Below are 22,601 nucleotides of genomic sequence, written 5' to 3'. Positions count from 1 at the left end.
AATGAAAGAGACCCTTGCGGATCAACCTTGGTGCGGACGCTTGCCAGGGTTCTTCTTGCTGCGTGTTGCCACACCGCGCTCCAGGCTCACGCGCTGGCCGCGACCGGCGGTAGCCAAAGGCATGCCGGGCATAGGTGTTGGACGGGGTGCGCGCTTGCGGTCTGCTTCGGTAACGATCTTGTTGCCCATGATTGGCTCCTCTAAAGAAAAATCCACTAAACCGGCTATTAGGCCATATTTGCGAGGTCTATGGTCTAAATCGGGTTTTTCTACTGTATTTTTGCTCTGCTTTTGCCGGGTTTGGACGCATGAAACGCACGCTGGGGCGCGAAATGCGCATGAATACGGGTGTCGGCAAACTGCTGTCCGGCTTGTAAGACAAAGTCCATTGACTATTGCGCACTCAAGGGCAAAAAATCAACAACGTTGAATTTCTCGCGAGGAGCTGGTGTGAAGGACTTGATGAAGTCGCTGGAGCTCAGTCTTGCAGCGTCACCTGTCAGCGTGCAGGTGCAACTTCCAGATGGAAAACGCCTTGGTGCCAAGGAGCCTGAGGTGAGACTGGGGTTCAAGGATCGTTTGTCCATGGTGGCTCTGGCCATGGGCGAAATCGGCAACGTGGGTGCCGCCATTGTCGAAGGCCGTGTGGCCATCGAGGGCAGCATGCGGCATTTGATGACGGTTGCCACATCGCTGCTCAAGTTCGATCCGACCAATGAATCGGGCGGTTGGTGGCACCGTGTGGTCCAGCGCACCCGTTCGATGGCTGCGCACACCCTCCTGCACGATGCGCGCAACATCCAGTTCCACTACGACCTCTCCGATGATTTTTATGCGCTGTGGCTCGATCCGCGCCGGGTGTATTCCTGCGCTTACTATCGTACGCAGGACCTGAGCCTTGCAAAAGCGCAGGAGGCCAAGCTCGATCACATCTGCCGCAAGCTCAATCTGCAGCGCGGCGAACGCTTTCTCGACATCGGTGCGGGCTGGGGCGGGCTGTTGCTGTGGGCCGCCGAGCACTACGGCGTGGACGCGACCGGCATCACACTTTCCAAGAATCAGTACGCCCATGTGCAACGATTGATCGAAGAACGCGGCCTCGGTGATCGGGTCCGCATGAAACTGGTGGACTACCGGGAGCTCAAGACCGACGAACCTTTCGACAAGATTGCTTCCGTCGGCATGTTCGAGCATGTGGGTCGCGCTCAGATGGTGCGATATTTCCAGACGGTGCACGATCTCTTGAGGCCGGGCGGCCTGCTGTTGAATCACGGCATCACGTCGGGCGGTGTCGACAACGCCCAGCTAGGCGCGGGAATGGGAGACTTCATCGAGCGCTACATTTTCCCCGGTGGCGAACTGCTGCATGTGAGTACCGTGCAGCGCGACATGGCGCTCGGTGGGCTTGAAATGGTCGATACGGAAAACTTGCGTCCGCACTATGCAAAGACGCTGTGGGCCTGGTCCGATGCGCTGGAGGCTCGGCTGGACGAGGCCACAGACATTCTCAATCGGCAATACGGAGAGGAGAAGGGGGGCAAGGCTCTGCGCGCCTATCGCCTATATCTGGCGGGCAGCGCCATCGGCTTCGAACGTGGCTGGATCGCCCTGCACCAGATGTTGGCGATGCGTCCCAATGGCGATTTGCAGACCGGAGTGATGACCGGCGCCCAATCGGTTTATCCTTTCACCCGCGACTACATGTATGCGCCGCGCGAGTCGGTGGCATCCGGGCAGTCCGAGACGACATCATCGACCACCACTCCCTGAACGAAGCGAAGCCGCGATGCTCTACAAATTCAAATCCCGTTCGACAGCCGATCTCATCATGCTGGAGCCCACGGCACGCCAGATTCTCCCGATCATCGGCAAGGACCCGGGCGATGCCCATGGCATCGTGACCGTCGCGCAGATTCCGGGAGCCATTGCGGCGCTGGAAGCCGCCGTGGACGCAGAAGAGAATCTGGGCCGCAAGGAACGCGACAAGTCACCCGATTACGCGAGCACCAACGAGGAAGATCAGCAGGTCAATGAAGGCGAAATCATCGGCCTGCGCCAGCGCGCCGTGCCCTTCATCGACATGCTGCGCCGCAGTGCCGCCGAGAACAACGACGTGGTTTGGTAGGCAGCGCATCAAACCGGCTCCAACAAAAAAGCGGTGGGCTCTTTCGAGTCCACCGCTTTTTGTTTGACTGCCGAAGCGGACCGGCCGACACCAGGCTCGGCCATCCGCAGCGGTTCCAATCAATCAGTCAGCATAGGCACCGGCAGCCTTGATGATGGGGCCCCACTTGTTGATTTCCGAGATCACGAACTTCTTGTGGCCTTCGGGTGTCAGGCGGTCGTCGTTGGCAATCACGGCACCCAGAGCTTCTTCGTTCTTCACGAAGGTCGGGTCCTTCAGCGCGACCTTCAGTGCGTCGTTCACCGCCTTGATCACGGCGGCAGGCGTGCCCTTGGGGGCGTACAGGCCGTGCCAGATCGTCACTTCAAAGCCTTTGAGGCCCGACTCCTGCAGCGTCGGCAGATCCTTCAGGTCGGGCGTGGTCAGGCGCTTGGGCGTGGTCACGGCGTAGGCCTTGACCTTCTTGCCGGCGATCTGTTGGGTCGTGTTGGTGGTCTGGTCGCACAGCAGGTCGACCTGGTTGCCCATCAGGTCGGCAATGGCGGGCGCAGCACCCTTGTAGGGCACGGGCGTCATGTCGACCTGCAACTGGCTCTGGAACAGCAGGCCGCACAAGTGCGAGGCGGAACCCACGCCGGCGTTGGCCAGATTGATCTTGCCCTTGTTGGCGGTGATCCAAGCGCTCAGTTCCTTGTAGTTGTTGGCGGGCAGCGTGGGCTTGCCAACGAGAGTCATCGGCACATCATTGATGATGCCCATGTACTCGAAGTCTTTTTCCACGTTGAACGGCAGCTTGCGATACAGACCTGGCACGGTGGCCATGCCGATGTGATTTAGCAGCAGGGTGTAACCGTCTGGATTGGCTCGGGCCACCTTGGCCATGCCGATGGAGCTGCCAGCGCCGGCGGTGTTGTCGATGACGATGGTGGCACCGTTCAGCGGCTTGCGCAGTGCTTCGGCCAGATCACGTGCCACGCGGTCCGTAGGGCCGCCAGCCGTGAATGGAACCACGATGGTGATCGTCTTTCCCTTTTCGGGGTAGCCCTCGGCGGATGCGCCAAAGGCGGCGAATACGGCGGCGGCGGCTACGGCGAATTTGAAAGTAGTCTTCATGATGTTCCTGATAGAGAGGGCGCAATGGTAAAAAAGATTGCCTTATGTGGCATTAAGGAAATCACTGAGAAGTAAGCGCAAACGCCCTTGACTTAAATGGGTTGAGCCCCTATTTCGTTTACAAGGAAGTCCCTGAACTTCGATGGTTGTCAATTTGATGTAATTTTTCTCGGGCAGAGAAATTTCACCGCTTGTGCCGATGAGCCGATATAGGCCTGCGTGAAGCAGGGGATTCGGACATAAAAAAACCTCCCTGTATACGGGAGGTTTTTGCTTCAAGGCCTTGGCGGCCGAGCCCTGTCACTTGTAGCTGCGCGCGTCCTCGATCACTTTGCCGTCGTTGGGCAGGCTGCCGGGGACGACCATCTGGATTTCGCCGCGCAGCTTGGTCACTTCGCGCAGCACCTCGGCCACCTGCTCGGCGAAGCCCGGTGCGGTCTCGGTGGTTTCGATGAAGAGCTTCATCTGATCGTTGGCCATTTCGCCGCTGACCATGAGGCGCGATTTGACGATCTGCGGGAAGCGCTTGGCAACCGCCGCGACCTGGCCCGGGTGCACAAACATGCCGCGCACCTTGGTGGTTTGATCGGCGCGACCCATCCAGCCCTTGATGCGGGTGTTGGTGCGGCCCGTGGGACAGGGTCCGGACAGTACTGCGGAGAGGTCGCCTGTGCCGAAGCGGATCAGCGGATAGTCGGCGTTCAGCGTGGTGATGACGAGTTCTCCGACTTCGCCCTCGGCTACCGGGTCACCCGTGCCTGGGCGCACGATCTCGACGATCACCCCTTCGTCCAGCACCAGGCCTTCGCGGGCCGATGTCTCATACGCGATCAGGCCCAGATCTGCCGTGGCATAGCATTGGTAGCCCGCCACGCCACGCTCACCCATCCAGTCGCGCAGCGACGGCGGAAAGGCCTCGCCCGAGACGAGGGCCTTGGTGACGCTGGCAAGTTGCACGCCTTGTTCGCCCGCCTTCTCGATGATGATCTTCAAAAAGCTCGGCGTGCCGATGTAGCCTGCGGGCCGCAGCTCGGCCATGGCCTGGACTTGCTGCTCGGTCTGGCCTGTGCCGCCGGGGAAGACGGTGCAACCAAGCGCGTGGGCGCCGGTTTCCATCATCGAACCGGCAGGCACGAAGTGGTAGCTGAAGCTGTTGTGGATTAGCTCACCCGCACGAAAGCCTGCCGCGTACATTGCACGCGCCATGCGCCAGTAGTCCTTCTTCGTGCCCTCGGGCTCGTAGATCGTGCCAGGGCTCGCGAACACGCGCGGCATCTGCGCGCCGAACTGCAGGGTGCTGAACCCGCCGATGGGGTCGCTCGCGCGCTCCTTCTGCTGACGCTCTAGCAGTTCGTATTTGCGCGTAACTGGCAGCTTGGAGAGCGTTTCGCGACAGGTCACCGCAGCCGCCTCCACACCTTCAAGAATCTCCGCGAACGCCCTGGAGTTCTTCTGCGCGTTGGCGATCTGTGCGGGCAGTGCGGCCATCAAAGCCGCTTCACGATCCTTGGGGTCGCGGGTTTCCAGTGCATCGTAGAAGGACGTCATGACAGGTTCCTGGGGCTTTGCGGGCGTGTGAAAACAGCCCGAGTTGAATAATGATTTTTCGGGGTCTGAAAATTGCGAACTGAATTTCCCGGCGCGGGGGCTACGCGAGCCAGCGTTTGCGGCGCTTGTAGCTCTTCACATCCTTGAAACTCTTGCGTTCGCCACCGCCCACGCCAAGGTAGAACTCCTTGACGTCTTCGTTGTTCGCCAGATCCTTGGCGGCGCCGTCCATCACCACACGGCCACTTTCCATGATGTAGCCGTAGTCGGCATACTTCAGCGCCATGTTGGTGTTCTGTTCGGCCAGCAGGAAGGTCGTGCCCTCCTTGCTGTTCAGATCCTTGACGATGTTGAACACTTCTTCGACGATTTGCGGCGCAAGGCCCATCGAGGGTTCGTCGAGCAGGATGATGTTGGGGTTGGACATGATCGCCCGGCCAATCGCGCACATCTGCTGCTCGCCACCCGAGGTGTACGCCGCCTGTGAAGTGCGACGCGTTTTCAGGCGCGGGAAATAGTTGTAGACCTTCTCTAGATTAGCCGCGATCTCGCCCTTGCTGGTGCGGGTATAGGAGCCCGTGAGCAGGTTTTCCTCGATGGTCAGGTGGGCAAAGCAGTGACGGCCTTCCATCACCTGCACCACGCCGCGCTTGACGAGGTCAGCGGGCGAGAGATTCTCGATGCGCTCGCCGCGCAGCTCGATCGTGCCCTTGGTGACCTCGCCTCGCTCACCCTTGAGCAGGTTGGAGATCGCGCGCAGCGTCGTGGTCTTGCCGGCGCCGTTGCCGCCCAAGATGGCCACGATGCCCTTTTCAGGCACTTGCAGCGACACGCCCTTGAGCACGAGGATCACGTGGTTGTAGATCACCTCGATGCCGTTGACGTTGAGAACGATGTTTTTTTGCGCTTCCATGTTCGTGCCTTTTCAAAGCCATTCACCCAATCGGAAACCACCGCATGAGTGGCTTTCGATTGCGTACGTGACGCAATCTGTGTTGTTCTTGCTCCCTCTCCACCACTTGTGGGGGAGAGGGTATGGGTGAGGGGGTTTCCGCTTCAGGCGCAACATTGGTTGCAGCGTCGTCGTCACGCTCACCCCAGCCCTCTCCCGCAAGCGGGAGAGGGAGCAGATCCGAGGCTTACTTGCATTCAGTGCGACGTGCGAGCTTCTTGTCGGAAAGGTACTTGTCGGCCTGTTCCTTGATAAGTGGTTCGATGACCTTGTCATCGGACTGATACCAATCGCTTCCCATGTACCACTTCTTGCCATCCCATGTGTGGATGCGCGCCCAGGTGGAGCCCATGTGGTCGTTGCAAGCCGTCTTGAGAGGACGCATCACTTGGTCGAAGCCCAGTTCCTTCAGACGTGCTTCCGTCAGGTTCAGGTTTTCCAAGCCCCAGCGCACTTGCTCGCCAGTCATCGGCTTGCCCTTGCCGAATTTTTCCTGTGCTGTGCGGATGCCTTCCACCGTCAGCATTGAAATGATCATGCCGCGTGTGTAGAGAACCGAGCCCACTTCATCGCGTGGGCCAGTGCCGGCCTTCTTGTCGTGCACGTACTTCAATACGTCTTGCGATACCTTGGTGTTCTGCCCAAAGCCATTCAACGCCAGAGCCTGGTAACCCTTTGCACCTTCGCCCACGTCGCGGACATCAGGCTCGGCACCTGCCCACCACACGCCGTACAGCTTGTCGCGCGGGAAGCCAGTGGCTTGGGCTTCCTTCAGCGCAGTGGAGTTCATCACGCCCCAGCCCCACAGCAGGGCGTAGTCAGGCTTGCTCTGGCGCAGTTGCAGCCAGGTGGCTTTTTGCTCCACGCCCGGCGCCGTCACAGGCAGCAGTTGAAGCTCGAAGCCGAGCGCCTTTGCGCGTTCCTGCAGCACGGGGATTGGCTCCTTGCCAAATGGGCTGTCGTGATAGATCAGCGCGATCTTCTTGCCCTTGAGTTTGTCCATGCCGCCGGCCTTCTTGCCGATGTGCTGGATCAGGATGTCGGCGCCGGTCCAGTAGCTGCCCATGAACGGGAAGTTCCACTGGAATGCATTGCCGTCCTTGGCGATCGAGAGGCCGTAGCCCAGCGTGATCAGGGGGATCTTGTCGACGGGGGCTTTTTCGGTCAACGCGAAGGTGATGCCAGTGGCTTGCGGATCGACGGCAGCCACGAAGGGCTTGCTCTTCAGGCGTTCGTAGCACTCCACTCCACGGTCTGTGGCGTAGCCGGTTTCGCATTCTTCAAAGGCGATTTTCACGCCGTTGATACCGCCGTCGCGCTCGTTGACGAGCTTGAGGTAATCTTGCTTGCCGTTGGCCCATGGGATGCCGTTGGGCGCATAGGCACCGGTGCGATACGACAGCAGCGGAATGAACTGATCCTGAGCGAACGCGCTGCCGGCGAAGCCAGCGCTTGCGGCGACCAAAGTGGCGGCCAATGCCAGACGGGTGAACTTCATGGTTTGTCTCCTTGAGAAGTAAAAGGACTAACTAACTCAACTAACTTTTGCGCAGCACGCGCACAACTTGCACACGGAAAACGGGATCGTCAATGCGGGAAGGGCCACATGCGCATCTTCTGCTTGCCGATGGACCACAGCTTTGCGAGGCCATGCGGCTCCACGATCAGGAACCAGACGATCAGCGCGCCGAAGATGATGAACTCGGCGTGCGATACGCCAGCCGTCGAAATCTGAAAGCCGAACAAATTGGCAATGGCCGGCAGTACAAGGCTCAGCACGATCGGCAGGACGATGATGAAGGCCGCGCCGAAGAAGCTGCCCATGATCGAGCCCATGCCGCCGATGATCACCATGAACAGCAGCTTGAACGACACGTCCACCGAGAACGCCGCTGGCTCCCATGCCCCGAGGTGAACAAAGGCCCACAGAGCACCGGCCACGCCGATGATGAAGGAGCTCACTGCGAACGCGGAAAGCTTGGCATACATCGGGCGGATGCCGATCACCGAAGCTGCCACGTCCATGTCGCGAATCGCCATCCACTCGCGGCCAATTGCGCCGCGCACCAGATTCTTCGCAAGAATCGCGATCACTACAAGAACGGCCAGGCAGAACAGGTATTCGGAGACGGCGGATTCAATTGGAATGCCGAAGAAGTTCAGGTGCGACACCGATACGGAGCCCGAAGGCGAGTCGTTGGTGAACCACTTGATGCGCAGGAACATCCAGTCGCTGAAGAACTGCGCCGCCAGCGTTGCCACGGCCAGGTACAGCCCCTTCACCCGCAGGCTTGGCAGACCGAACAGGATGCCGAAGAAGGTGGCACACAGACCGCCCAGAATCAGCGCGAGGATCAGCGGCATGCCGGGTACGCGCACCATGAAGTTGAACGCGCCATACGCGCCTACCGCCATGAACGCGCCGGAGCCCAGCGAGATCTGCCCGCAGTAGCCCACCAGAATGTTCACGCCCAGCGCGGCGAGGCACATGATGACCAGTGGAATCAGAATCGCCTGGTAGAAGTAGTCACCGGCGAACATGGGAACGACGATGAAGGCCGCCGCAATCAGCAGCCATACACCGATCTTGTCCTGCAGGATGGGGAAGATCTGTTGGTCGGCTTTGTAGCTCGTCTTGAACTGGCCGTTTTCACGATAGAACATGAATTTCTCCTGATCGTTTTAGTTGTTGGCGCAGTTCAGACGCGGTCAATGATTTTCTCGCCGAACAGCCCTTGTGGACGGATTAGCAGGAAGCCAAGAGCGAGCACGTAAGCGAACCAGATTTCGATACCGCCACCCACGAATGGGCCGAGATAGACCTCCGAGAGCTTCTCGCCCACGCCGATGATCAGGCCGCCGATGATGGCACCGGGCACCGATGTGAGGCCGCCCAGAATCACCACAGGCAGGGCGCGCAGCGCCACGGTGGTTAGCGAGAACTGCACGCCGAGCTTGGAGCCCCAGATCATCCCGGCGACCAGCGCCACGATGCCAGCCACGCACCACACGATCACCCAGATGCGGTTGAGCGGAATGCCGATGGATTGGGCCGCCTGATGGTCATCCGCCACGGCGCGCAGGGCGCGGCCGGTCTTGGTTTTCTGGAAGAACACCGACAGCGCAGCCACCAGCACGGCGGCGATCACGGCGGCGATCACGTCTTCCTGATTGACCATCACGCCGCCTTCGAAAAGGTTTTCGAAGAGAAACACGGGGTCCTTGGGCATGCCGATGTCGATCTTGTAGATTTCGCTGCCGAAGATGGTCTGGCCCACGCCTTCGAGGAAGTAGGTGATGCCGAGTGTGGCCATCAAGAGCGTTGCGGCTTCTTGATTAACCAGATGGCGTAGCACGAAACGCTCGATCACCCATGCGCAGATGAACATGACGCCCGCAGCCAGAATGAATGCGGCGATGTTGGTGACGATCTTGTTGTCAAGGCCGGTCCACTGCGGAATCCATTCCGCAAAACGCGCCATCGCGAGAGCCGCGAACAGAACCATCGCGCCTTGTGCGAAGTTGAATACACCGGATGCCTTGAAGATCAGCACGAAGCCGAGGGCCACCAGCGCGTACAGCATGCCTGCCATGAGGCCGCCGAACAGGGTTTCCAGAAAGAATGCCATTTCGTTGTCTCCCTGATCAGTGGCTCGTGCCGAGGTAGGCGCGGATCACGTCTTCGTTTTCGCGTACTTCATCGGGTGCGCCATCGCCGATCTTCTTGCCGTAGTCGAGCACGACGACGCGGTCGCTGATGTCCATCACCACACCCATGTCGTGTTCGATGAGCACGATGGTCGTTCCGAATTCGTCGTTCACGTCGAGAATGAAGCGGCACATGTCCTGCTTTTCTTCGACGTTCATGCCGGCCATCGGCTCGTCGAGCAGCAGTACTTGCGGCTCCATGGCCAGCGCACGGCCCAGGTCAACGCGTTTTTGCAGGCCGTAGGGCAACTGGCCCACGGGGGTCTTGCGGAAGGCCTGGATTTCAAGAAAGTCGATGATGTGTTCGACGAACTCGCGGTGACGGATCTCTTCACGCTCGGCGGGGCCGATGCGCAGCGCCTGCATCAGCAGATTGCTTTTGATCTTGAGATTGCGGCCGGTCATGATGTTGTCGATCACGCTCATGCCTTTGAACAGCGCGAGGTTCTGGAACGTGCGCGCCACGCCCATCTCGGCCACCTGGCGGCTGTTCATGTGGTCGAAAGTCTTGCCACGGAACGTGATCGAGCCTTCGCTGGGCGTGTAGACGCCATTGATGCAGTTGAGCATGGAGCTCTTGCCTGCACCGTTCGGGCCGATGATGGAGCGGATCTCGTGCTCCTTCACGTTGAACGAGATGTCGGTGAGCGCCTTCACGCCGCCGAATCTGAGGCTGATGTTCTTGATGTCGAGAATGACATCGCCGATTTTCTTATCGTTGCTCATGATGGGTGCTTGCCTCGTGTTGCGGCTCAGGCAGTGGCCTTGTGAAGCTTGGCGCTGGTGATCTTCAGCGTGGCGCTCACGCTGCCCTTGCGGCCATCCTCGAACTTCACCTGGGTTTCAACGAACTGCTCGGTCTTGCCGCCGTAGAGCGCATCGACGAGCACGCCATACTTGTCCGCGATGAAGTTGCGGCGCACCTTGCGGGTGCGGGTCAGCTCATCGTCATCGGGATCGAGTTCCTTGTGCAGCACGATGAAGCGCGCGATCTGCGTGTCGGCCATGCCGGGCTCGCCCGCGAGGTCCTTGTTGACCTGGCCGATGCAGTCGGCGATCAGCGCCACCACCTTGTCCTTGGTGGCCAGATCGACATAGCCGCCATAGGGCAGGTTCTGGCGCTCGGCCCAGTTGCCCACGGCTTCGTAGTCGATGTTGATGAACGCGCAGACCTCGTCGCGCTGGTTGCCGAAGCACACGGCTTCCTTGATCTGCGGGAAGAACTTGAGCTTGTTCTCGATGTAGTTCGGCGCAAACATGGCACCGGTGTTGGTCTTGCCCACGTCCTTGGCGCGGTCGATGATGCGCAGATCGCCGTCGGCATCGATCACGCCGGCATCGCCGGTGCGAAAGTAGCCGTTTTCGTCGATCACTTCGGCCGTCGCGTCGGGGCGCTTGTAGTATTCCTTCAGGACCGATACGCCCTTGACCAGCACCTCGCCGTTGTCCGCAATCTTCAGCTCGATGCCGGGTGCGGCGCGGCCCACGCTGTTGAGCTTGACCGCGCGGTCGCGCTGGATGCAGACATAGGCGCAGGTTTCGGTCTGCCCGTAGAGCTGCTTCAGGTTGATGCCGATGGAGCGGAAGAAGCGGAACAGATCCGGGCCGATGGCGGCACCCGCCGTGTAGGCCACGCGGATTTGCGACAGGCCCATCACATTGCGCAGCGGGCCGTAGATGAAAAAGTCGCCAAGCTTGTATTTGAAGCGGTCCAGCGCACCGACGGGCTTGCCGTCGAGAATGTCCGAGCCCACGCGGCGTGCCAGATTCATGCACTTCTCGAACAGCCAGCGCTTGGGCTTGGCCGCGTCTTCCATGCGGATGGACACCGAGGTCAGCATGCCTTCGAACACGCGTGGCGGTGCGAAGTAATACGTCGGGCCGATCTCACGCAGGTCGATGTTGATGGTCGCTGCGGACTCGGGGCAGTTGATGGTGAAACCGGCGGTCAGCCACTGCGCGAGTGAGAACAGGTGGTCGCCCACCCACGCTGGTGGCAGGTAGGAGATGACGTTGTCCTTGGGGTTGAGGTTGTCCACCTCGATGGCGCCCTTGGCCGAACCGGCGAAGCTCGCGTGGGTCTGGCACACGCCCTTGGGCGTGCCGGTGGTGCCCGAGGTATAGAGGATCACCGAGACATCGGAGGGCTCGATGCGCTCGACCATCTTGTCCCACTCGCCGGGGTGAGCACGATCCCATTCGGCCCCCTTCTTCATCAGGTCTTCGGTGCTGATGAGGCCGGGCGCATCATATTTGCGCAGGCCGCGCGGGTCGTCATAGACGATGTGGCGGATGGTGGAGACGGTCTCGCGCACTTCCAGCAGCTTGTCGACCTGCTCCTGGTTCTCAGCGAATGCGAATTGGATTTCCGCGTCCTTCATCACGAAATTCATCTCGGAGGCGACCGCGTCCTGATACAGCGGAATCGGCACGCCGCCGATGCTCTGTACGGCCACGAAGCCCAAGTACAGGTGAGGGCGGTTGTCGCTCACGAAGGCCAGGTTCTGCCCACGTTCGAACCCCAGCGCCACCAGGCCGCAGGCCATGTGACGCACCTCGGTCGCGGCTTTGCGCCAGCTCCAGGTCTGCCAGATGCCATACTCTTTTTCGCGCAGCGCTGGCGCATCCGGTCTTTCGGCGGCGTGTCGCAGCAGCAAATGGGGGAACGTTGTCTTCATTCCTGTACCTATCCAATGAGTGAACGGATGGGTCCGTTGCAAAAAGCAAAGGGCGTGTCCATCAAGATGTTGCGAATGGTAGAAAGAACTTTGACGTCAATATGTCTTGTCGCTGACAATTTGCGGGTTAGTCCTCACGGGTCTAACCCTGCTATGGTGAAACGCGTGACAAAGATCAAAAAATGCCAGCCGTTCAAGGGTTTTCGATGATGTTTGAGCCTCTTTTCTTGTTTATTTCCGCGCGCATGGTTCCCGCTTCCGTGCGTTCACGAGACTGATTCACACTGGCGGTATCCTCAGCACCATGTACGCCTCGTTTTTCGGGTTGGAGCACCAGCCCTTTTCCATCGCGCCCGACCCGCGTTACCTGTTCATGAGCGACCGCCACCGCGAGGCGCTGGCGCATCTGCTCTATGGCCTCGATGCGGGCGGCGGCTTCGTGCTGCTCACGGGCGAAGTCGGCACGGGCAAGACCACGGTCTGCCGCTGTTTTCTCGAGCAGATTCCGGCGCACTGCAACGTGGCCTACATCTTCAATCCCAAGCTCACGGTGCTCGAGCTGCTGCGCTCGATCTGCGATGAGTTCGGCGTCGCGCATGCGGCCTCCGTGCCGGGCTCGGAGACGGTGAAAGACTGCATCGATCCGCTCAACGCCTTTTTGCTCGAGTCGCACGCACGCGGTCGCAACAACGTGCTGATCATCGACGAGGCGCAGAACCTTGCGCCCGATGTGCTCGAACAGTTGCGCCTGCTCACCAACCTCGAGACCAGCGAACGCAAGCTGCTGCAGATCATCCTGATCGGCCAGCCCGAGCTGCGTGCGATGGTGGCCGAGCCGTCGATGGAGCAGCTCGCGCAGCGTGTGATCGCGCGTTATCACCTCGATGCGTTGAGCCTCGGCGAGACGCGCCAATACGTTGCGCACCGTTTGAATGTGGCGGGCTTGAAGGGCCCGACACCGTTCGGCGAAAAGGCCGTGCAGCGCGTGCATTCGCTCGCTGGCGGCGTGCCCCGGCGCATCAATCTGCTGTGCGATCGCTCGCTGCTCGGTGCCTATGCGGCGGGCTCGCGCGAGGTGTCTGAAACGGTGGTGAAGAACGCGGCCAACGAGGTCTTCGACGCGAAGAGCAGGGCCGCTGCATCAGCGCGCCAGGCGAGTGGTGAATCGTCCGCTTCGCGCCTCTGGTGGCCGGTGGGCGCATTGGCATTGGCGTTGGTGGCGGGCGGCGCGGGCTGGGCCTTGCGCGGTGAATCGGCTCGGGGCGCGGGCGTCGATGCCAAGGCTGCGGCGACGAGCGCTGCGGCGCAGCCAGCCGCTTCGCCAGCATCGGTTCCGAGCGCATCCCAACCTGGTGTTGCAGCGTCAGAACCGGCGCTCGCCGCATCATCGGAAACACCGTCTGCGGCACCCGCAATGCCCGCTAAAACAGCTGCCAGCGGCACGTCGTCCTCATCGTCGCCGATGGAGCTCGAGCAGTTTCTGAATGCGCAATCGGCCGATGATGGTTTTGGCGCGTGGAAGGTGCTGGCGTCGAGTTGGAACTTGAAGCTCACCGGCAAGAGTGCCGATCCCTGCCCCGCGCTTGCGCGTGGCGGTGTGCAGTGTTATCGCAACCGCAAGGCGGGGCTGGCGCTGGTGCGTCAGCTCAATCGCCCGGTGTTGCTCACGCTGGTCGCCAACCGCGATGGTCAGCCCGTCAAGGTGAGCGCGGTGCTTGAAGGTCTGAATGAAGAAGAGGCCTGGCTCGAAGGCGTCAACGGCTCGCAGCTGGTGATTCCGGTGAGCGAGCTGGCATCGCTCTGGCATGGTGAAATCACCACTTTCTGGCGCGCACCGAAGGTGCTGGCGGAAGGCGCTGATCCGATGAGCAATCCCAATGCGCAGGCATGGCTGGACGAGCAACTGGCGCGTTCGCTTGGCGCCAAAGCCAAATCCACATCGGGCAAACCGGCGACGGTGCGCCGCGAGCGCATCCGGCAGTTCCAGCTGGCGCAGGGCATCACGCCTGATGGTCAGCCCGGACCGCTGACCCTGATGTTGTTGAATCGTGCGGCCGGCGTGACGGAACCGCGTCTGCGTACTGGAGCTTGAGTTACCCATGTCCTACATCCTCGATGCGCTGCGGCGCGCACAAGCCGAACGCGGCAGGGGTAACGTGCCCGGTCTGCACACGCAGTCCGTTTCCGTTCCATCGGCCAAGGACGCACCCGTTCGCAGTGGTGGCAACCGCGGCGCCTGGCTGATCGCCGGCGTCGCAGGCGCGGCGGCGCTGGTGCTCGCGTGGCTGCAGTTCTCGCCCAAGGGGCCATTGCACCAACCGGTGGTCGTTGCGCAGGCACCTGCTCCCGCTACACCGGTACCGGTGGTAGTGCTGGAGCTAGCGCCCACTCCTGTCCCCAAGCCAGTGGTTGTCAAGAACGATGCGCCCGCACCCATCGAAATCGATGTGACGCCGCCGCCCCCACCACCGCCGCCGCCAGTTGCGCCCAAGCCCGCTGCACAACCGGCTGCGGCGCAGACACCCGCACCCACGAAGCGCGAGCGTGAAGAAGCCGCGCGTGCGGCCAAGCTGGCGGCGGCGCCTGCAGATGGGGTTCCAGCGCCCGCCCCTGCACCGGCTGCCGCGCCCGCAGCGCCGGTCTACAACGTCGCCAACCTGCCGCCCGCCGTGCGTGATCAGTTGCCCAACCTGCAGCTCGCGGGCATCACCTATTCGTCGAATCCCAAGTACCGCATGGTGATCGTCAACGGCCAGGTGCTGCACGAGGGGGAATCGGCGGGTCCTGGCTTGGTGCTCGAGCGCATCGAAAACGCGCGTACGATCTGGGCATTTCGCGGTTATCGCTACGCGCTGCCATGATCCGTTGAGTTGATGAGAGCGTTTGTGAGCGCGGCGCGCTCACAACGCGATGGGGTTATCCCTCCTTCCTATAGGTGGGCTTCCTGAGCCATGCTCTCGCGCTATGAGTCAGGAACTCTCGCTGCATCAACGTCGTCGCCTGCCATCCGCCAATGAGCTGGATGGGATCCCATGGCTGCGTCCACTCAACTCTCACGAACGTGACCGCGCCGTTGCCTCGCTGGTCGTGGGCGACGCCCTGCGCGGAGACTATGTCTGCCGTGTCGGGCGACCCGTGACTTACTGGTTTGGCGTGGTCGAAGGGCTGCTCAAGATGAGCGCCGACAACGCCGATGGTCTGACGATGACCTTCACCGGTGTGCCGCCCGGCGGCTGGTTCGGCGAGGGCACCGCGATGAAGCGCGAGCCCTACCGCTACAACATCCAGGCGCTGCGCAAGAGTCTGGTGGCGGGTCTGCCGATCGACACCTTTCACTGGCTGCTCGATCACTCCATCGGCTTCAACCGCTTCGTGATGAGCCAGCTCAACGAACGCCTGGGCCAGTTCATCGCCGCGCGCGAGATCGATCGCATGGCCAATCCCGACGTGCGCGTGGCGCGCAGCCTCGCGGCGCTGTTCAACCCGGTGCTGTACCCGGCCGTCGGCGAGATTCTGCGCATCACGCAGCAGGAGTTGGCCTATATCGTCGGCCTGTCGCGCCAGCGTGTGAACGAGGCGCTCTCGGCCCTTGAGGAGCACCACGCCATCAGCGTCGAATACGGCGGCGTGCGCGTGCTCGACCTGCAGGCGCTGCGGACCGGCATGTTCACGCAGGACCCTACCACCAGCGGGGTGGGTGGCCGCCGCATCAAGCGCAGCGTGCATTCAGTGGACATGCGCAGTGACGTGGTCGACACGTCGGGCGCATCCATCCAGATCGCGTGACGGCCCTGCGGTAGAGCCCATAAGCCCGACTTGTGACGTGCCTCGCCGAGGCTTGAGACAATACGGGCTATGCCCGATAAGCCATCTTCACAAAAACCAGCAGCCGATGCCTCTAGCGCACCGGCTGCTGCTTCTGCCCGCCCGCGTCTGGCTCTCAAGCCTTCGACGGCCAAGGCTGCAGCCCCGGCTGCTTCGCGCGGCCCGGCTCGTGCACCAGCGCCCTCCGGCCTAGCACGCTCGGTGCCTGCCGGTTACGGCAACAAGCCCGCATTCGAACCCAAGCCACGTGGCAATACCTGGACCGCTCCCGCCAACGGTGCATCGGCCGTTCGCCAGCCGCCCCCGGTGATCCGCAAGGAGCCTACCGACAAGATCCGCCTGAACAAACGCATGGCTGATCAGGGCATGTGCTCGCGCCGCGAAGCCGATGACTGGATCGCCAATGGCTGGGTGCGTGTGAACGGAGTGGTCGCCGAAATGGGTCTGCAAGTCGGCCCAGAAGACCGCGTCGAAGTCGACCGCCGCGCCCAAGGACAGCAGGAGCAGCAGGTCACCATCCTGCTGCACAAGCCCATGGGCTATGTGAGTGGCCAGGCCGAAGACGGCCACACCCCGGCCGTCGCGCTGATCAATCCGCGCACGCACTGGCGCGAAGACACGAGTCGTACGCGGTTCTCGCCAGGCCAACTGCGCGGCATCGCGCCATGCGGACGCCTCGACATCGACTCCGTCGGCCTGCTTGTGCTTACGCAAGATGGCCGCGTGGCGCGCCAGCTCATCGGCGAGGACTCCGCCATCGACAAGGAATACCTGGTGCGCGTGATCTATGAAGACCGCGAAAAAGATGTGCGCTCGGTGTTTCCCGAGGAAAAACTCGCGCTGCTCAACCATGGCCTGTCACTTGACGGCAAGGCGCTCAAGCCCGCCAAGGTCGATTGGCAGAATCCCGAGCAGCTTCGCTTTGTGTTGATCGAAGGCAAGAAGCGTCAGATCCGCCGCATGTGTGAGCAGGTTGGCCTGAAAGTGGTCGGCCTCAAACGGATCCGCATCGGCAGGGTCACACTGGGGAATCTGCCGGTGGGGGAATGGCGGTATCTGGGGGCGAGCGAGCGGTTCGAGTGAGTGAGCCTAGTAGGTGACGGTGACCTGAACGCTGTCACTGTAGTCGCCGGGAGTGGCATCCAGATTGGCCGGCACACGGCCATAGACAGGGATCGAATCCGGCTGTCCTGTACCGGTTTTTGCAACGTTGTTCGAAACCTGATTGCCCCATGGTGTGGTGCGTGCGGGATTGCTGTAGAGCGAATAGGCCACGGTCTCGCTGCCTCCAGTCGTGCGCTTGAGTGCGCCCTGACCGTTGCCATTGTTGTTGGATGGTGTGAGATTCACCTTGTAAGGCGTATCGAGCGTGCAGCGAAGCCCGATCTGGGTAGACGCCAGACGTTCGGTGTCGCCGAAACCGGCAACGCTGGCAAAGGACATGGGGTTGATGGCGGAAATGGAGCAGTAATCGGCAACGTTGGCCGTCACATTGAAACCAAAGGTGCCGTTCGAGGTTTGCTGGTTGGAGCAATCAGTGGGGTTTCCAAGCCAGGAAGACGTGAAAGCCAGTAAGGTATGACCACCTTGGAAATTCCCGGTGTATGTCCCGCGCTGAATGATCAAGGCGTCACGCTGGCTTGGCAACGTCGTGCGCACGTTCACGACCTGCTGCCTGGACGATACGCCCCCTGGTACATACATGCTGAGCATGTACGGCTTCGGATTGAAGGAGGATCCAAAGATGGTTCCATCGGGTTGGTAAAACTGGAACTCCAGGTATTTCGTTGTGCTGCCATTGAGAAAAAGGCGGCGCGGATCCCAACTGCTGCTGTTCGCTCCGGTGCCGATGCTCAGGCACACGTTGACATTCTGGGATAGGTCAGTCCAGCTGCTGTTCCTGCATGTCACCGTAATGCTGCCTGTCAGAGAGCCGGAGGCCTCCCACGGCACCACATTGGTGAAATTGATGTCAGTTCCCGTGGCCGAGCATGAAAGGGATGCATGTGCGCCTTGTGAGTACAGGCTTGCCAGCGCGATGACCAGTCCGATGGCCGATGTGGATCTGCGGCCACGATGGAGTGCTGAGCGATGAATGGAAAACACGTTCATTCTCCTTGTTTCCTGCAGATGATCGGGCCGATGATGGGCACTTCATTGGGTTGGGCCCCTGGCCAGTCGAGTGCCGCTTTGCAGCTTGATCCATCAGGCAGATAGACCGTCAGGCGGCTTCGCGGCGGCAGTGCGTCCAAAAAAGTCGCGCCGTCGTATCCCACCATGCTGGTCTGGCGATTGGCGCTGTCATCCATTGCTGCACCCACTGCACTGACCTGCGCGTTGGCTACCGTGACGATGCTGCCGATCGGCAAGGGCTTGCGGTCGCTGGCATGCAGAACGACCGTGGCCGAATGCACGGGCTTCAGATCGAAGTTCACGAGCACGCCGGAGCGGTCTGTCGGCACGGCGGACTGGTTGATATCCGGCACGCGCATCTGCGCGGGCAGGCTCATGGGGTCGATCGAAATCTTCGTGTTCTGGTATGCCAACAACTGCGGCACCAGCATCACGCCGTTTGCGTCGGTGCTGCCGATCACCAGGTTGTCGCGTTTGATCGGCACGTCGGGCACGCCATTCGTGTTGACGACCGCGAAACTGTCATAGATGCGGCGGCTGGCGAATGCATGTCCGTTCATCAGCACCAGAGCGCCGGATGCGCCGAGCGCTCCCGATGTCGTGCCGCCTGAGTGCGATACGGCGGCTGTCGCTTCGAACTTGCGACCCACGTAATCCGCCTGTACCTGACCTTGGCCGCCATCACCGCTCTGAGCCATTGCACTCCAACCCCAACCGCCTTCGCTGGGCGGGCGTTGGTTGGCCGTGGCGGCAATGCGCGTGCTGTTGTTGGTGTGCGTGATGGAGGTGCCGAGGTTGAGATTGCCATCCAGATACCAGCTCAACAAGAACTGCACGTTGCTGCGTTTGCTGTCGTCCAGATTGTGATTGAGGTTCACGTTCACGAAGCTGCGCTGGCCGATGGCGCGGCTCCAGCCGAGCGTTGCGTAACGCTGCGCTGTAGTGCCGAAGTTGCGCAGGTAGAGCCAGCCAACGTTCAGATTGCCGAAGTCGGGGCTGTTGTATCCGAAGAATGCACTGCCTGAGCGCGCAAGACGGCCGCTGTCATAAAGCGAGGCCGCATCTCGGTACTGCTCGCTCGCGCGGGTGCCGGACAGGCCGATATTGAATGCCTGATTGTTCCAGTTGTAGTCAAGGCGCGCGAGGTGTCCGCTCTGGCTCTCGAAATGGCTACTGGCAGCTGCTGCGGAGACCACTCCCAGATTGCCGATCTGCCATGCTGCGCCACCGCCCGCGTTCACGAGCTTGGACGAGACTTCTGCGTGACTCTGCAGTGTGAGCTGGTCGATCAGGCCATAGCGCCAGGTGCCACTGGCAAGTGGATCGGAGCCATAGTCGAATGATGACAGGCCATAGTTCTTGCGCACCCAGCCAAACTCTGCCGACCAATCACTCAGACCTTGACGCAACAACTGATTGGCTTGGTAGAGGCTGAAATTCAGCGTGGTTGCACGGCCCAGCGCATCGGTCAGCACGACCTGGGCGCCGCCGCTGCCACTCAGGCCCGGAATGGAATTGAGGACAAACGGCCCGGCAGGCAGTTGGCCTTGGTATTGCTTGATGCCGTTGATGTAGAGCGCCACATCGGAGGGCAGCGCGCTGGTTCCCATGAGTGCGGGAATCGGCGCAGTGGTCTGGAATGGCTGCAGCGCGAAATTGCGCGCGAGCTGAATGCCTCCAATGCGTGTGGCACGGCTCCACGGCAGCGAACCGGTGAGCGTATCGCCCAAGCGCAGCGTGAGCAGTTCGTCCTGGAACGAGCGGCTGAAAGTGGTGTCCAGCCGAACATTGCTGAAGGAAGAAGCGGATGCCCCTGCGTTCATCGACACATTGCTGTCCTGATAACGCGTGAGCATGGTGCTGCTGATCACAGATGTTTCGCGGAAAGCGCGAAACTCGGTCGATGCGCTGAGCGAGCGCGTCTGACTGTTCGCCCAGCCGTAGAGGTCATAGTTCACCAAAATGCCAGGTGAGGAGCTTGCGCGCGGCGAGCGGCGTTCATTCGTCTGCACGTCGGTGGGCTGCCAATTGAGCGCATCGAAGGGCAGTGTCAGCACGAGGCTCTGCAGGGATGCATTGAAATCGACCATGATCCCCGGAATGGTCGAGATTTCTAGCCACTCTCCGTCGGTATTGATGGGGGGGGCGCTTAGGCCGGAGTTTTTTACGCCCATGCCGACGAGTGTGGCGCGCAGCATCCAAACGGTGCCTGCACGCATTTGCGCTGGCGCCATGCCTTGGTCGCGGGTGTTGAGTTTCGTTGCCAGATACACCGGCAGGCGATCCACAGACAGGCGGGAAAAGTCAGGTGCGGAAATCGGCGGGAGATCGGAGGCCCGTACAGCTGCGGCATCTGCAGCATGTGCGTTGAGCGAGGCGCCTGCGCTCGCTGCCAGCGTGGTGCCAATCGCCGAGTCAATTGCCAACCGTACCCAGCGCGGCTTACGGTGCGGAAACATGGATCGGCTGCACAGTCCTGTTGATCATGGCTTGGAAATGATCGATCTTCGTGGTGCTTGCAGGCGCAGGGACATTCCAATGGCGCGATTGGCCCGCCAGAACGTAGCCCACCAGTCCGGACATAAGCACCTGCTTTTCGCCGCTCGGCAGAACGGCGGTGATGTCGGCCACCTGTGCGCGGTTTGCACCGGTGTTGATGACACCGATGGTCCATTCGTTTGCGGATTTCGCCAAGGACCACGTCAGCGTGGTTTGGGGTGCATCCGACGAGTCGCCCAGGAACACCGGCAGCGAGTAACGCATGTAGAAGCTCAGCGCTGGGGCGGTGCCTTTTGCTGGTGCAGCAGTCGAATTGGATGCTCCGGATGCGGCCGCCTGGGCTGCTGCGGGGGTGATGCTCGACGCGGGAATCTCGTCAATGATTAACCGATACGTCTCTTCTGTACCCGAAGGAGGAAGGCCGGAGGAGCGGATCACACGCAGCAACTGGCTCGTACCGGGAGCGATCTGCACCATGGGCGGGCTTACCGAGAGGGCAGTGCTCGGCGTAAGAAGATCTTCGTTGTTCTGCTGACTCCAAGCGAACACGCGCACCTGCGCATACATGGTCACGTCACCCACATTCCTCAGCGTGATTCCATCTGCCGATTGGCGTGATGCGATCTGCAAGGACGTTGGCGACACCTCGAGGCCCGCCGCACTGACGGGCAATGCCACCAGTGCACTGCCGATCGAACACGCGGAAATCAGAAGCCGGGAAACTGTGGATAAACGCGGATAAGCCATGTGATGGATCGACAGACTGGATGAATGAACTCGGATCAGTAAGTCACGGTGATTGTGACGGTGTCCTTGTAAGCGCCGACGGGAACGTCAGGAACTACGTTGCCAGCGACCTTGGCGTACGCCTTGAATACAACGGGCGCAGACGAGCTGGTGCTCGATGTTCCGCCGACTGCAGACGTTTTGCCCCAGGCTGTGTTGGCGGCCAGATCCGTATGCAGTGTGTAGTTGATGATGTCATTCGCAGCGGACTTCATTTGTCCCGAATTTTCAGTAGCGCCTGCGTTCTTGGGGGACAGTGTGATCGAGTACACGGTGCCCTTGGTGCATTGCACGGAGAACGTGTTGTTCAGAACGGTAGTTGTGGCGCCCATGTCCAAGGTGCCGAAGTCGATGTCGGTTGCCGCAGTACTGATCTGGCATTTGCCTTGAACGGTCAGCAAAACATTGAAAGTGCCAGTGACTGAACCAGCGGCTTGGGCCGCATTCATCGACAGAACAGCAGCGGAGGCGACGACGGCAGAGATGGCAAAACGCTTGAAAGACATAAAAAAACTCCTGCGGAGAAAGGGTGCCCGGTGTGCGCAGAAAAATGGATTTGGCATCACCCAGGGCGGTGGTTGTTAAAACAGGACTTGCTCAGCCGGACCCCGATGACTTCGGGATGTCGTCGCCTGCGTGCAACGTGCAAATTGCACCTTGCATTCAGACGCCGTCTTCCTTGGGTTCAAGAACCGTTCACCGCAAAGACCGCTGAATCTGCCTTCTCTCGTTCCGTTTGCATAGCGCCAAATTTAGGCAATAGCTATTGTTTTATAAAACAGATCGTCAGATTTGAAGGCAACGAGAATTTACGTCAAAAGGCTGACGCTGAGTTACATTTTGAGAGTTACTAATTGTAATAATTAATAGCTGGCTAATTTTGGTTGCAGAAATCAATAGCGATGAATCGATAGCTGTATTGGAAAAAATGAGCATTATTGTGAATTTTTGCGCACGATCGTTCGTGTGCAATTTTTTTTACAAATTCCTCTATTCAAGATACATATCGCTAATGGCTTCGAGCGAATTTTTGCCGAAACACCTTCGCTCTCAGTTGGGGGAAAGGCTTTGATGTTTCTTCTGTAACTGAATTAAAAAAAGCTAATTCCTATCAATCTTCGTAGCGCACCCTCTTTGCTAGTGGCTGCGCAGCAATACTTGAACTCCGAATCATCATCCCCATCTGTCAGCTAGCTCGGCGGTAGACCGCAGGCGTTTTGGCGCCGAGGCAGCC

Annotated in this window: 19 protein-coding genes; 6 read left to right on the top strand and 13 right to left on the bottom strand. The window is 60.4% G+C overall.

The features are described 5' to 3' along the window. Positions 1 to 21: 21 nt before the first annotated feature. A complete protein-coding gene (locus G7047_RS20155; RefSeq protein ID WP_166309465.1) occupies positions 22 to 189 on the bottom strand; it encodes a hypothetical protein in 168 nt (55 codons plus the stop codon). A 261-nt stretch (positions 190 to 450) separates the two neighbouring features. Between G7047_RS20155 and G7047_RS20150 the strand changes: the two genes are divergently transcribed. Together G7047_RS20150 and G7047_RS20145 are read left to right on the top strand one after the other, a co-directional pair. Next, positions 451 to 1,770 carry a class I SAM-dependent methyltransferase gene (locus G7047_RS20150; RefSeq protein WP_166309463.1) on the top strand — a complete coding sequence of 440 codons (1,320 nt, stop codon included), beginning with the start codon at positions 451 to 453 and terminating at the stop codon, positions 1,768 to 1,770. Between the two features lie 16 nt (positions 1,771 to 1,786). Then, the gene (locus G7047_RS20145) at positions 1,787 to 2,125 is read left to right on the top strand and encodes a DUF1840 domain-containing protein (protein WP_166309461.1); all 339 of its coding nucleotides are present in this window, start codon (positions 1,787 to 1,789) and stop codon (positions 2,123 to 2,125) included. 123 nt (positions 2,126 to 2,248) lie between these two features. Here the strand turns inward: G7047_RS20145 and G7047_RS20140 are convergent, their stop codons facing one another. The 8 genes from G7047_RS20140 to G7047_RS20105 form a co-directional block, all read right to left on the bottom strand. Next, positions 2,249 to 3,238, bottom strand: coding sequence for a tripartite tricarboxylate transporter substrate-binding protein (locus G7047_RS20140; protein WP_166309459.1), 990 nt, complete (start codon positions 3,236 to 3,238; stop codon positions 2,249 to 2,251). A gap of 300 nt (positions 3,239 to 3,538) precedes the next feature. Then, on the bottom strand, positions 3,539 to 4,786 hold the full coding sequence (locus G7047_RS20135) for a phenylacetate--CoA ligase family protein (protein ID WP_166309457.1): 1,248 nt from the start codon (positions 4,784 to 4,786) through the stop codon (positions 3,539 to 3,541). A 100-nt stretch (positions 4,787 to 4,886) separates the two neighbouring features. Then, complete coding sequence (locus G7047_RS20130) at positions 4,887 to 5,699, bottom strand: ABC transporter ATP-binding protein (protein WP_166309455.1); 813 nt, start codon at positions 5,697 to 5,699, stop codon at positions 4,887 to 4,889. Between the two features lie 226 nt (positions 5,700 to 5,925). Continuing rightward, on the bottom strand, positions 5,926 to 7,236 hold the full coding sequence (locus G7047_RS20125) for an ABC transporter substrate-binding protein (protein ID WP_166309453.1): 1,311 nt from the start codon (positions 7,234 to 7,236) through the stop codon (positions 5,926 to 5,928). Positions 7,237 to 7,325: 89 nt separating this feature from the next. Then, positions 7,326 to 8,402, bottom strand: a complete 1,077-nt coding sequence (locus G7047_RS20120) for a branched-chain amino acid ABC transporter permease (protein ID WP_166309451.1) — start codon at positions 8,400 to 8,402, stop codon at positions 7,326 to 7,328. Between the two features lie 35 nt (positions 8,403 to 8,437). After that, positions 8,438 to 9,367: a branched-chain amino acid ABC transporter permease gene (locus G7047_RS20115; protein WP_166309448.1), complete on the bottom strand. Its 930-nt coding sequence runs from the start codon at positions 9,365 to 9,367 to the stop codon at positions 8,438 to 8,440. A 16-nt stretch (positions 9,368 to 9,383) separates the two neighbouring features. Beyond that, positions 9,384 to 10,172 (bottom strand): ABC transporter ATP-binding protein, encoded by a 789-nt coding sequence (locus tag G7047_RS20110; protein ID WP_166309446.1) that lies wholly within the window; start codon positions 10,170 to 10,172, stop codon positions 9,384 to 9,386. A gap of 26 nt (positions 10,173 to 10,198) precedes the next feature. Then, the gene (locus G7047_RS20105) at positions 10,199 to 12,124 is read right to left on the bottom strand and encodes a long-chain fatty acid--CoA ligase (RefSeq protein ID WP_166309444.1); all 1,926 of its coding nucleotides are present in this window, start codon (positions 12,122 to 12,124) and stop codon (positions 10,199 to 10,201) included. A 304-nt stretch (positions 12,125 to 12,428) separates the two neighbouring features. Here G7047_RS20105 and G7047_RS20100 point away from each other — a divergent pair, with 304 nt between their 5' ends. From G7047_RS20100 to G7047_RS20085, 4 genes are all read left to right on the top strand, one after another. Then, positions 12,429 to 14,216 carry an ExeA family protein gene (locus G7047_RS20100; RefSeq protein ID WP_166309442.1) on the top strand — a complete coding sequence of 596 codons (1,788 nt, stop codon included), beginning with the start codon at positions 12,429 to 12,431 and terminating at the stop codon, positions 14,214 to 14,216. A gap of 7 nt (positions 14,217 to 14,223) precedes the next feature. Then, complete coding sequence (locus tag G7047_RS20095) at positions 14,224 to 14,985, top strand: general secretion pathway protein GspB (protein WP_166309440.1); 762 nt, start codon at positions 14,224 to 14,226, stop codon at positions 14,983 to 14,985. Between the two features lie 103 nt (positions 14,986 to 15,088). Then, on the top strand, positions 15,089 to 15,910 hold the full coding sequence (locus tag G7047_RS20090; protein ID WP_166309438.1) for a Crp/Fnr family transcriptional regulator: 822 nt from the start codon (positions 15,089 to 15,091) through the stop codon (positions 15,908 to 15,910). 69 nt (positions 15,911 to 15,979) lie between these two features. Next, positions 15,980 to 17,032 carry a pseudouridine synthase gene (locus G7047_RS20085; RefSeq protein ID WP_166309436.1) on the top strand — a complete coding sequence of 351 codons (1,053 nt, stop codon included), beginning with the start codon at positions 15,980 to 15,982 and terminating at the stop codon, positions 17,030 to 17,032. 6 nt (positions 17,033 to 17,038) lie between these two features. On the opposite strand, the gene G7047_RS20080 is transcribed toward G7047_RS20085, so the two are convergent. The 4 genes from G7047_RS20080 to G7047_RS20065 form a co-directional block, all read right to left on the bottom strand. Further along, positions 17,039 to 18,061 carry a spore coat protein U domain-containing protein gene (locus G7047_RS20080; protein ID WP_166309434.1) on the bottom strand — a complete coding sequence of 341 codons (1,023 nt, stop codon included), beginning with the start codon at positions 18,059 to 18,061 and terminating at the stop codon, positions 17,039 to 17,041. Beyond that, entirely contained in the window at positions 18,058 to 20,541 is a 2,484-nt protein-coding gene (locus G7047_RS20075; protein WP_166309432.1) for a fimbria/pilus outer membrane usher protein, read from the bottom strand. The genes G7047_RS20080 and G7047_RS20075 overlap by 4 nt, the downstream gene beginning before the upstream one ends. Further along, entirely contained in the window at positions 20,525 to 21,259 is a 735-nt protein-coding gene (locus G7047_RS20070) for a molecular chaperone (RefSeq protein WP_166309430.1), read from the bottom strand. The genes G7047_RS20075 and G7047_RS20070 overlap by 17 nt, the downstream gene beginning before the upstream one ends. A gap of 104 nt (positions 21,260 to 21,363) precedes the next feature. After that, on the bottom strand, positions 21,364 to 21,873 hold the full coding sequence (locus G7047_RS20065; protein WP_166309428.1) for a spore coat U domain-containing protein: 510 nt from the start codon (positions 21,871 to 21,873) through the stop codon (positions 21,364 to 21,366). Positions 21,874 to 22,601: the final 728 nt, after the last annotated feature.

It is taken from the genome of Diaphorobacter sp. HDW4A (assembly GCF_011305995.1).
Lineage (GTDB): Bacteria > Pseudomonadota > Gammaproteobacteria > Burkholderiales > Burkholderiaceae_C > Diaphorobacter_A.
Note: the sequence above shows the minus strand (reverse complement) of the source record. Positions and strands in the feature narration are given on the sequence as shown.